General features: G+C 59.6%; 9 protein-coding genes. 8 read left to right on the top strand and 1 reads right to left on the bottom strand.

Annotation, left to right across the window (positions count from 1 at the left end; all coding sequences use genetic code 11):
• Nucleotides 1-114: 114 nt before the first annotated feature.
• Nucleotides 115-543: an iron response transcriptional regulator IrrA gene (gene irrA, locus AC0N03_RS05735; RefSeq protein ID WP_474287714.1), complete on the bottom strand. Its 429-nt coding sequence runs from the start codon at nt 541-543 to the stop codon at nt 115-117.
• Nucleotides 544-817: 274 nt separating this feature from the next.
• Here irrA and fabA point away from each other — a divergent pair, with 274 nt between their 5' ends.
• The 8 genes from fabA (at nt 818) to AC0N03_RS05695 (ending at nt 11,837) form a co-directional block, all read left to right on the top strand.
• The gene (fabA, locus tag AC0N03_RS05730; protein ID WP_474287622.1) at nt 818-1,330 is read left to right on the top strand and encodes a 3-hydroxyacyl-[acyl-carrier-protein] dehydratase FabA; all 513 of its coding nucleotides are present in this window, start codon (nt 818-820) and stop codon (nt 1,328-1,330) included.
• 20 nt (nt 1,331-1,350) lie between these two features.
• Entirely contained in the window at nt 1,351-2,574 is a 1,224-nt protein-coding gene (gene fabB, locus AC0N03_RS05725) for a beta-ketoacyl-ACP synthase I (protein ID WP_474287620.1), read from the top strand.
• Nucleotides 2,574-3,395 carry an enoyl-ACP reductase FabI gene (gene fabI, locus AC0N03_RS05720; protein WP_474287618.1) on the top strand — a complete coding sequence of 274 codons (822 nt, stop codon included), beginning with the start codon at nt 2,574-2,576 and terminating at the stop codon, nt 3,393-3,395. Before fabB ends, fabI begins: the two co-directional genes overlap by 1 nt.
• 201 nt (nt 3,396-3,596) lie before the next feature.
• The gene (locus tag AC0N03_RS05715; RefSeq protein WP_474287616.1) at nt 3,597-5,399 is read left to right on the top strand and encodes a hypothetical protein; all 1,803 of its coding nucleotides are present in this window, start codon (nt 3,597-3,599) and stop codon (nt 5,397-5,399) included.
• 113 nt (nt 5,400-5,512) lie between these two features.
• Nucleotides 5,513-8,491, top strand: coding sequence for an isoleucine--tRNA ligase (ileS, locus tag AC0N03_RS05710; RefSeq protein ID WP_474287615.1), 2,979 nt, complete (start codon nt 5,513-5,515; stop codon nt 8,489-8,491).
• Between the two features lie 2 nt (nt 8,492-8,493).
• A complete protein-coding gene (gene lspA, locus AC0N03_RS05705) occupies nt 8,494-8,970 on the top strand; it encodes a signal peptidase II (RefSeq protein WP_474287614.1) in 477 nt (158 codons plus the stop codon).
• 63 nt (nt 8,971-9,033) lie between these two features.
• Complete coding sequence (locus tag AC0N03_RS05700; RefSeq protein WP_474287613.1) at nt 9,034-9,714, top strand: hypothetical protein; 681 nt, start codon at nt 9,034-9,036, stop codon at nt 9,712-9,714.
• A 296-nt stretch (nt 9,715-10,010) separates the two neighbouring features.
• Nucleotides 10,011-11,837, top strand: a complete 1,827-nt coding sequence (locus AC0N03_RS05695; protein ID WP_474287611.1) for an IlvD/Edd family dehydratase — start codon at nt 10,011-10,013, stop codon at nt 11,835-11,837.
• Nucleotides 11,838-11,882: the final 45 nt, after the last annotated feature.

Raw genomic sequence — 11,882 nt, 5'->3', positions numbered from 1 at the left:
GCGGCAGTTTATTGGCAATTTGCGGATAAATTCAAGTTGACTCAAGGTTTCATGAGTCAATTCCATAACTTATGGAATCAGGGCTCCGTCCGGGTCGAAATTAAAGCCGGAGGCTCAGGCTTTCTTGCGCAGACGCACGATCACTTCGATGCGCGCCACTTCCATGCCCTCGGGCACATCCGGAAGGCGGCTGATATCCACCTGCGAAGGCGAGATATCGATCAGTTCGTTCGAATGTTCCAGCAGGAAATGGTGGTGATCCTTGGTGTTGGTGTCGAAATAGGTTTTCGAGCCTTCGATAGCCACTTCGCGCAGCAGGCCGGCCTCGGTAAACTGGTGCAGGGTGTTGTAGACCGTGGCCAGTGAAATGGCGACCCGCGAAGAATTGGCCTCTTCGAACAGATTTTCGGCCGTGAGATGGCGCGCGCCCTTGGCAAACAGCAGCCAGCCCAGAGCCACGCGCTGGCGCGTGGGGCGCAAACCGGCCTTGCGCAGCTTGTTGCGCAATTCATGCACCGGACACCCCAGCATAGAGTCGCGCATCGGCAAAGGTTTTGCCGCAGTGCCTGTCCGATTGCCTGATCCGAAAGCGGATATCGCCATTCCAATTGCCCTGAAAACTGAATTACAGCTTTAATATAGGTGACATCGGGTCAAACATGCAACTTTTTGATTGGGCAAATGCGACATCCGGACTTGCAATCTTGTCCGTTTGGCGGCAGTTACCAGCTTTCAGGCTGCACCGGCCTGTGTTAATCATGCGTGAAGAGCAAACCTTTTCCGTTTGCGACAAACAAGACCAAAGGATTGTGACGCCATGAGCGAGCGCCGCTCCCATTACGAATATGAAGACCTGCTGCAATGCGGGCGCGGTGAACTCTTCGGAGCCGGAAACGCGCAACTGCCGCTGCCGCCCATGCTGATGTTCGATCGTATCGCCGAAATCACCGAGACCGGCGGCGCGCATGGCAAGGGCTTCATCAAGGCTGAACTCAATGTCACGCCGAACCTCTGGTTTTTTGGCTGCCATTTTCAGGGCGACCCCGTCATGCCGGGTTGTCTGGGGCTGGACGCGCTCTGGCAGATGTGCGGCTTCTTCCTCGGCTGGCTGGGCTCGCCGGGACGCGGCCGTGCGCTTGGCGTGGGCGAAGTGAAATTCATCGATCAGGTTCTGCCCAGCGTGAAAAAGGTCGTCTATGGCGTCGATCTCAAGCGCGTTTTCCGTGGCAAACTGGTTCTTGGCATTGCAGACGGCTGGCTGGAAGCCGACGGCAAGCGCATTTATGAAGCCAAGGATCTGCGCGTCGGCCTGTTCAAGCCGGAAGCCTGATCCCCTTCGAGGAGAAAAACATGAGACGTGTCGTCGTCACCGGAATGGGGATTGTATCCTCGATCGGCAATAACACGATTGAAGTGCTGGATTCGCTGATTCAGGGCAGGTCGGGCATATCGCGCGCAGAGAAATATGCGGAACTCGGATTCCGCAGCCAGGTTCAGGGCGCACCGACTCTTGATCCCTCCACCATTCTCGACCGCCGCGCCATGCGTTTTCATGCCATGGGCACGGCCTGGAATCATGTGGCGATGGATCAGGCCATTCTGGATGCGGGCCTTGAGGAAAAGGACATTTCCAACGAGCGCACCGGCATTATCATGGGTTCTGGCGGCCCTTCGGCCAAGACTCTGGTCGAATCCGCCGATATTGCCCGCAAATCCGGCCCCAAGCGCGTCGGCCCCTTCGCCGTGCCCAAATCCATGTCGTCCACGGCCTCGGCCACCTTGGCCACGTGGTTCAAGATCAAGGGCGTCAATTATTCCATCTCCTCGGCCTGCGCCACATCCAACCATTGCATTGGCAATGCGGCGGAGATGATCCAGTACGGCAAGCAGGATGTCATGTTCGCCGGCGGCTGCGAGGAACTGGACTGGACCATGTCGGTGCTGTTCGACGCCATGACTGCAATGTCGTCCAATTTCAACGACACGCCTTCGGTGGCCTCGCGCGCCTATGACAAGAACCGCGACGGGTTCGTCATTGCCGGCGGCGCCGGCGTGCTCGTGCTGGAAGAACTGGAACATGCCCGGGCGCGCGGCGCCAAGATCTATGCCGAAATCATCGGCTATGGCGCGACGTCCGACGGTTATGACATGGTTGCGCCTTCGGGAGAGGGCGCCGTACGCTGCATGCGCATGGCGCTGAACGGATATGACGGCAAGGTGGATTACATCAATCCGCATGCCACCTCGACACCCGTCGGCGACGTCAAGGAAATCGAAGCCATCCGCGAGGTGTTCGGCCCCGGCGACCGCTGCCCGCCGATTTCGGCCACCAAGTCGCTCACCGGCCATTCGCTCGGCGCGACCGGGGTGCAGGAGGCGATCTATTCCCTGCTGATGATGCAGAACAATTTCATCTGCGCCAGCGCCCATATCGACGAACTCGATCCGGCGTTCGAGGACATGAACATCATCCGCAAGCGGATCGACAATGCGAAACTGGGGACGGTTCTGTCCAATTCCTTCGGCTTTGGCGGCACAAACGCCACGCTGCTCTTCAAACATATGGACGCATGATGACGCAGGGATTGATGCACGGAAAGCGCGGCCTCATCATGGGTGTCGCCAATAGCCATTCGATCGCCTGGGGCATCGCCAAAGCTCTGCATGAACAGGGCGCGGATCTGGCCTTCACCTTTCAGGGTGAGGCTCTGGGCAAGCGGGTCAAACCGCTGGCGGAATCGGTGGGCTCGAACTTTCTGCTCCCCTGCGATGTCGAGGATATTGCCTCTGTGGACGCCGTATTCGCGGCCCTGCAGGAAAAATGGGGCACAATCGACTTTCTCGTCCATGCCATAGGCTTTTCAGACAAGAACGAGTTGAAAGGCCGCTATGTCGACAATACGACGCGCGAGAATTTCTCGCGCACAATGGTCATCTCCTGCTTCTCTTTCACGGAACTGGCCCAGCGCGCCGCCAGAATGATGCCGCACGGCGGATCGCTCCTGACGCTCACCTATGGCGGTTCGACCCGCGTCATGCCCAATTACAACGTCATGGGCATTGCCAAGGCAGCATTAGAGGCAAGCGTGCGCTATCTGGCGGGCGACCTCGGCCCGCAGAATATCCGCGTCAACGCCATTTCGGCTGGTCCGGTGCGTACTCTGGCAGGCGCAGGCATCAATGACGCCCGGTTCATGTATAATTTCCAGAAAGCCCATGCGCCGCTGCGCCGTTCCATCACCATCGAGGATGTCGGCGGCTCGGCGCTCTACCTGCTGTCCGATCTCGCCAATGGCGTCACTGGCGAGATTCATTTCGTCGACAGCGGCTATAACATCATTTCCATGCCTCATCCGGAAGACCTGCGCGGCGGACAGGCTGATTCCGACGAATAGCCGGTGCCCTGGCTGTTGCGACGCGCATCCGTCCGGACCAAGACGTTTCGCGACAGAGCCCTGCGGAAGAGAAAAGCGATAAAATTTGCCGATCTCGCCGGATGGACGCGAAGTATAGATGGTTTTGTTTAAATATTGTTGTGAGTTTTGACGTAGGACATGATGTTACTGCCGCACCGGCAATAATGATCAGGACAGGCAATGTCGTCTCCCAGCATGTCACATTATTCGAGACAAGTGTCTGCGAAGGCCTGTGACACCCGCCTCAAATGGCCAGCCGTCCTGACGGGGCTGGCGCTGTGGTTCGTGATAAATTGGCCGCTGGTGCGCAGCGTCTGGGAAGCCAACAATTTCCGTGATACCGACGATGCCATGCGCCTTGTCGAGATGCGCGATTTCCTGAACGGGCAGAACTGGTTCGACATGACCCAATGGCGGATGGACCCGCCGTTGGGCGTACAGATGCACTGGTCCCGTCTGCTGGATGTGCCGCTGGCCGCTATCTATTATATTTTCCGCCTCGGTTTTGACGCAGATCACGCCGAGCGCCTGATGCGCATCACCGCACCGGCCTTGCTCTTCACGGCCATGCTGGCACTGATGCTGCGCATTGGCTGGCGCCTGTTCGGCAGGGAAGGCGCCCTCATCTCCGCGCTTCTGACGATCTTGTCACCGGCTGTCGGGGTGTTCCTGCCGGGCGCGATCGACCACCACGGGCTGCAATGCGTCATGACGCTGGGCATGATCGCGCTCACGCTCGAGGCCGCAAGCAGCAATGTCTGGCATGGCGCCGCGCTGGCCGCTTTCACGGCTGCTGTGTCCCTGCAGATTTCCCTTGAGACATTGCCTTTCGTTGTCACGATGATCGCCATATTTGCCGTGCTGGCCAGTGTGCGCGGCGCTCCATTCGCGGCGCATCTGAACGCATTTGCCATCAGTCTGGCGGTCTCGATGATGGCGCTGATGCTTCTGACCATCAGACCCGCGGAATATGACGCGGTGTTTTACGATGCGTTTTCAGCGGCCCATGTCAGCGCGGCCTTGATCGGCGGGGCCGGACTGCTGCTGTTCTCCGCGCTCCTGCCGCGCTTAACGGAGCTGCGCATGCGGATCATCGCGCTGGCGCTGTGCGGCGGCACGGCCATTGCAATCATCCTGCTGCTGTTTCCCGGCTTTCTGCGCGAGCCGATGAACGATGTGCCGGCTCTGATGCGCGAACATTGGCTGGATCACGTTCAGGAAGGGCAATCGCTGCTCAGCAGCCTGCGCGCCCATCCGGCAGAAATCCTGCCGCCGGCCATATCCTTCGTGCTCTGCACATTGGCTCTGCTGGCAGCCGGATGGAAGAGCCGGGGCGCGGATCGCGAGAGCTGGTTCATGCTCGCGGGTTTCGCGCTTATGGGGGATCTGTTCACCGTCTGGCAATTGCGCGTCGGACCGATAGCCGCTCCTGTAATGCAGTTTGGTATAAGCTGGACCTTCATCACTGCAATAGCCTGGGCGGAAAAGCGGCAGGGCTACCTCGTCAAACTGGTTCCGCTGCTTGTTGTGGTGCCCTTCCTGGGCACGCTCTGGAGCATGGCTCTGCAGCGCGATGACAATGCGGGCGAGCAGAATTCGGCAACGGCGAATGAATGCGGCGCGTCCTCCGCCTTTACGGCGCTGCGCGAACTGCCGAAGGGAACCATTCTCAGCTTCGTGGATGCAGGCTCGAATATTCTGGCCCTCACCGACCACAAGACGGTCACTGGCCCCTACCACCGCGATATTCACGGCATGACCCTCGCCATCAGGACATGGCGCGCGTCCCCCGATCAGGCTGGTGTCTTCGCGCGTAAAACCGGAGCGACCTATCTGGCCTTTTGCGAAAGAAGCCCCGAAATCCAATATCGGAAATCTGTGAAGGGCAGCCTCGCCGAAGCTTTGACGGCGGGCGATATTCCCTCCTGGCTTGATCCGATTGTCTTGCCGGACACGCCGTTCAAGGTATTTCGTATCCGCTAAAGCCCTGTCTGAGACGATTAAGACGGCCCGGCCGCGAGAAATGCGCGCGGAACCCTTGGCATTGCGGCCACAAATCGTTTATGCGAAAGCAACCAACCGCCAGAGTTTTCGCAATGACAGAGTCCAAAGATTATTCGCCTTCGCTGTTCCTGCCGCAGACTGAATTTCCCATGCGCGCGGGCCTGCCGAAAAAAGAACCGGAGATTCTGGAACGCTGGGCGAAAATCGGCCTCTATGAAAAATTGCGCGCCAGTGCCGCGGCCCGGCCGAAATTCGTCCTGCATGACGGCCCGCCTTATGCCAACGGCAATATTCATATCGGCCACGCGCTGAACAAGATCCTCAAGGATGTTGTCACCCGCTCGCAGCAGATGATGGGCAAGGATTCGAACTATGTGCCGGGCTGGGACTGCCACGGCCTGCCGATCGAATGGAAGATCGAAGAGGAATACCGCGCCAAGGGCCTGAACAAGGACGATGTGGACGTGGTCGAATTCCGCCGTCAGTGCCGCGCCTTCGCGCAAAAATGGGTGGATATCCAGCGCGAGGAATTCAAGCGTCTCGGCATCACCGGCGACTGGGATCATCCCTACCTGACCATGACCTTTCCCGCAGAGGCGCAGATTGCCCGCGAAATCATGAAATTCGCGGCCAATGGCCTGCTCTATCGTGGCTCCAAGCCGGTGATGTGGTCTGTGGCGGAAAAGACCGCTCTGGCCGAGGCCGAAGTGGAATATGAGGACCACACGTCCGATACGGTCTTTGTGACGTTTCCGGTGAAGAGCGACAGCCAATCGCTGCATGGCGCGCGCATCGTCATCTGGACAACAACGCCCTGGACCATCCCCGGCAACCGCGCGATATCCTATTCGCACAGAATTTCCTATGGCCTTTACCGCGTTACAGCCGCGCCGGAGAACAACTGGGCCAAGGTCGGCGAGACCTATATCCTGGCCGACAAGCTCGCCGAAAGCGTGTTCAAGGCCGCCAAGGTCGGGGCGTTCGAGCGCCTCGCCGACGTGCCCGCGGCAACATTGCACACGCTCACCTGTGCCCATCCTCTCGCCGGTTTCAACCCGTTCTATTCCTTCCCGGTGCCGTTGCTCGATGGCGATCATGTCACCGATGACGCCGGTACGGGCTTCGTCCACACTGCGCCGAGCCATGGCCGCGAGGACTTTGACATCTGGATGGCCAGCGGCAGGCTGCTGGCGGAACGCAAGATCGACACGCGCATTCCCTACACGATCGATGCCGATTCGATCTACACCAAGGATGCGCCGGGCTTTGAGGGCAAGCGCGTGCTCAAGGACGATGGCTCCAAGGGCGATGCCAATGATGCCGTAATCGCGGCGCTGGTCGCGGCCGGCAATCTCATCGGCCGCGGGCGGCTCAAGCACCAATATCCGCATAGCTGGCGCTCGAAAAAGCCCGTAATCTTCCGCAACACGCCGCAATGGTTCATTGCGATGGACAAGGCGATTGCCAACCCCCTCCCGGCGGGAGAGGGCAGCAGCGAGGGCCATAACGGCGCCACTTTGCGCGATATTGCACTCAACGCGATCCGGCAGACGAAATGGGTGCCTGCGGCCGGCGAAAACCGCATCAATGGCATGATCGCCAACCGTCCGGACTGGGTGGTGTCGCGTCAGCGCGCCTGGGGCGTGCCGATTGCCGTCTTCGTGAAAAAAGGCACGCATGACGTTCTGGTGGATGAGAGGGTCAATGCGCGCATCGCCAGCGCCTTTGAAGCCGAAGGCGCGGATGCCTGGTTCAACGCCAATGCGGCCGAGCGCTTCCTCCTCCCCGATCATAACCCCGCCGATTATGAGAAGGTTTCGGATGTTCTCGACGTGTGGTTCGATTCGGGCTCGACGCATTCCTATGTGCTGGAAGACGCCGTGCATTTCCCCGGTCTGGCGGGCATTCACCGCAAGGTGGATGGCGGCATGGATGAGGTGATGTATTTGGAGGGCTCCGACCAGCATCGCGGATGGTTCCATTCCTCGCTGCTGGAGAGTTCCGGCACGCGCGGGCGCGCGCCCTTCGACATTGTGCTCACGCATGGTTTCGTGCTGGACGAAAAGGGACAGAAGATGTCCAAATCGCTCGGCAATGTCACCGCCCCGCAAAAAGTGATGCAGGACGCGGGCGCCGACATTCTGCGCCTGTGGGTCTGTGCCTCTGATTATTCCGACGACCTGCGCATCGGCCCGGAAATTCTGAAGAATTTTGTCGAATCCTACCGCAAGATCCGCAACACCCTGCGCTGGATGCTGGGGACGCTCGCCCATCACCGGCGCGAGGAAGATGTCGTGCTGAAGGACATGCCGGAACTGGAGCGGCTTATGCTGCATCGCCTCAGCGAACTCGATGCCGATATCCGCGCCGCATATGAGAGCTTCGACTACAAGCTTATCGTCTCGCGGCTTTCGGCCTTCCTCAACACCGAATTGTCGGCGTTTTATTTCGACATCCGCAAGGATGCGCTGTACTGCGACCCTGTTTCCAGCTTGACGCGCCGCGCGGCTCTGACCGTCATCGACGCGATCTTCGCCCGCGTCAGTGTGTGGCTTGCGCCCATACTCGCCTTCACCTGCGAAGAGGCATGGCTCTCGCGCAACCCCGGCGCGGAGGGCTCGGTACATCTGGAGCAGTTCCCGGCCACGCCGGACGGCTGGCGTAATGAGGCTCTGGCGGAAAAATGGAAGCTCGTGCGCCGCATCCGTTCGGTGGTCACCGGCGCGCTGGAACTTGAGCGCGCCGCCAAGACCATCGGCTCCAGCCTTGAGGCCGCGCCAGTGGTGCATATTGCCGATGCCGCGCTGCGCGAGAGCCTGAACGGCGTCGAATTTGCCGATATCTGCATTACCTCGGACATCCGCATCAGTGCCGATCCCGCGCCTGAAAACGCTTTCCGTCTCGCCGAAGTGCCCGGCGTCGCGGTGGTGCCGGTCAGGGCCACCGGCAAGAAATGCGCCCGCAGCTGGCGCATTTCGCCGGATGTCGGCGCCGACCCGGAATTTCCGGACGTCACCCCGCGCGATGCGAAAGCCCTGCGCGAATTGCGGGCGCTGGGGCGCTGGAGCTGAAAATGCGCCCGCTCCACTCCGGCCTATTGGCGGCAGCCGGGGCTTTTGTCCTCGATCAGGGCTTCAAGGCCTGGATGCTGGATATATTTTCTATCGAAACCCGCGGTGCGGTGCAGGTTTCGCCCTTTCTTGAAATTACCCTGGCCTGGAACCGGGGGATTTCCTATTCGCTGCTGACGGCGCAGACGGATCTCGCCCGTGTTGGCCTGCTGGCGATTTATGTTCTGGCCTGTATCGCATTTTTTTACTGGATGATGCGCGCAACCAATTCAATAACGACAATCGCGCTGGGCCTTCTTATCGGCGGTGCGAGCGGCAATGCGCTTGATCGGGCGCGTTTTGGCGCTGTAGCCGATTTCTTCCATGTGCATTTCGGCCATTTCGCGCCCTGGGGTGTTTTCAATATCGCCGACATGGCCATCGTTGCAGGCGTTGGTCTTCTGATGTATGAGTCCTTTTTGAAAAAGGATCAGGCCTGAAGCTCTGCCACTCAATTGCCGTTTTTCGGCGGCAGATTGTTCAGGCATGTAAGGATCATGTTGATGCGTCATACGAATAGCTCCCATCTTCACAAGCTTGGCCTGCTGCTTGGCAGCTGCACCGTGGCTCTTGTCCTGGCTCAGGGCCCCGCGCGCGCAATGGATGATGGCGACGATACACTGATTCACGAATTCACATCGCTGGTTGGCATCCAGCCGGACAATAATCAGGAAATCGACTACCGGGACCGGGCGCCGCTGGTATTGCCGCCCAAGGGCGACACGACATTGCCAAAGCCGGTCAGCGCCAATGAAAAGCCAAATCCGCAATGGCCGAACGACCCGGATGTCGCCCGCGCCCGCCGCAAGGCCGCCGAGGCGCGCATGCCTGTCGACCACGACATCAAGAGCGAAATGCAGAATGGTCCGAAGACTCTGGACAAGGACGGGCGCCTTGCCAGCCGCATTCCGACATCAAGCGAGCCGACCCAGCCGCAGGTCAAAACCTGCAACCAGAAGGCCTGCCCTCCCACGCCCGAAGAAGTGGCCGCTGTCGACCGCGCTCTGAGCGGGCTGACGCAGCCGGACAAAATCTCCGTCGGTCAGGAGCCGCCGCGCGAATGGCTGACCGAACCGCCGAAAGGCTACCGCAAGATGACGGAAGCGGTGACCGACAAGGATGTGGCGCCGCCGGATAAATCATCCAATCCATTCAGCTTCCTCGGCAATCTTCTGCCGAAATAATCTCTGTACCGGCGCAGTCCACCATTACGAATTCTCGGAGCCGCCCCAAAGGGCGGCTTTGTCTTGTCCGGGGCTGCTCCGGACACGGGCCGGGCGCGCTGATGCACTTTGACGCAGTCAGGCCCGGCATCAGGACGCAGGCAGACTCCATTTCCGCTGAAGCGCTGCCCCGCCGGCGGCAGAACCGTAAAAACCGCAGCTATGCGCGAACAGCCCTTTCCTGTGCCATTTTTGGTGATTGATTTTGCACCCCGCTTTGTAGCATTCTAGCATTCACTTTTTGATTGGAGGATAGAGTGGCCAAGAAATCTGACAAGGACGACAAGAAGCCGAAGCACGACAAGAACGCGCTTCGCTCCAAATTGTGGTTCGACAACCCCGAGAATCCCGGAATGACCGCGCTCTACATCGAGCGTTATCTCAATTTCGGCCTCACTCCCGGCGAACTGCGCTCAGGCAAGCCGATCATCGGCATAGCCCAGACCGGCTCCGATCTCTCGCCCTGCAACCGCCATCACCTCGAACTGGCCAAGCGCGTGCGCGACGGCATCATCACCGCTGGCGGCATTCCCTTTGAATTTCCGGTGCACCCCATTCAGGAGACCGGCAAGCGCCCCACAGCGGCGCTCGATCGCAACCTTGCCTATCTTGGTCTGGTGGAAACGCTTTACGGCTACCCGCTCGACGGCGTGGTGCTGACCACCGGCTGCGACAAGACCACACCGGCCTGCATCATGGCCGCGGCCACCGTGAATATACCCGCCATCGTGCTTTCGGGCGGGCCTATGCTCAACGGCTGGCACAAGGGCGAACGCACGGGTTCCGGCACCATCGTCTGGAAATCGCGTCAGGAACTTGCGGAAGGCAAGATCGACTACGAGGAATTCATGGAAATCGTGACCTCGTCGGCTCCTTCGGTCGGCCATTGCAATACAATGGGCACCGCCTCCACCATGAACGCGCTGGCCGAGGCGCTGGGCATGACCCTGCCCGGTTGCGCCGCCATCCCCGCCCCTTACCGCGAGCGCGGGCAGATCGCCTATGAAACGGGCAAGCGTATCGTCGATATGGTCTGGGAGGACTTGAAACCCTCAGAGATCATCACGCGCAAGGCGCTGGAGAACGCCATCGTCGTCAATTCCGCCATTGGCGGCTCGACCAATGCGACGATCCATATTCTGGCCATCGCCCGCCATATGGGCGTGCCGCTGACCATCGAGGATTTTGAGAAATACGGGCATCACATCCCGCTCATCGTAAATCTGCAGCCAGCGGGCAAATATCTGGGCGAGGAATTTCACCGTGCTGGCGGCGTTCCCGCCGTCGTCAATGAACTGATGAAGAAAAAGTTCATTCACAAGGACGCGCTCACCGTCAACGGCAAGACCATCGGCGAAAACTGTAAGGGGATGGAAAGCCTTGATGCCGATGTGATCTGGCCGATTGAAGCGCCGATGCGCGAGGATGCCGGGTTTATCATTCTCAAGGGCAATTTGTTCAACAATGCCGTGATGAAAACAAGCGTGATTTCCGACGAGTTCCGCAACCGCTATCTCATCAATCCCGAAGACCCGAACGCGTTTGAAGGCCGGGCCATCGTCTTTGAGGGCCCGGAAGATTATCACCACCGCATCGACGACCCCAAGCTCAAGATCGACGAGAACTGCATGCTGTTCATCCGCGGCACCGGGCCGATCGGCTATCCCGGCGGCGCGGAAGTGGTCAACATGCAGCCGCCAGCGGCCCTGCTGAAGCGCGGCATCACATCGCTGCCCTGTATCGGCGACGGACGGCAGAGCGGCACCTCGGGTTCGCCGTCCATCCTCAATGCTTCGCCGGAAGCGGCAGCCAATGGCGGCCTTGCCATCATCAAGACCGGCGACCGTGTCCGCATCGATCTTGACAAGCGCACGGCCAATATTCTGATCTCGCAGGAGGAATATCACAAGCGCCACGCCAAGCTGATGAAGGACGGCGGCTTCAAATATGCCCCGAGCCAGACACCATGGCAGGAGATCCAGCGCAATATGGTCGAACAGTTCGACGAGGGCATGGTGCTGGAGCCAGCAGTGAAATATCAGCGCGTGGCCCAGACAAAAGGTGTTCCGCGCGACAATCACTGAAACAGCCCGCCCGGCTCCCGCCCCTTGCCAGAGCAGGATGGGCGG

It is taken from the genome of Methylocystis sp. sgz306128, from assembly GCF_056032725.1.
The sequence above is the reverse complement of the archived record's forward strand: the minus strand, read 5'-3'. Positions and strand labels throughout refer to the sequence as shown.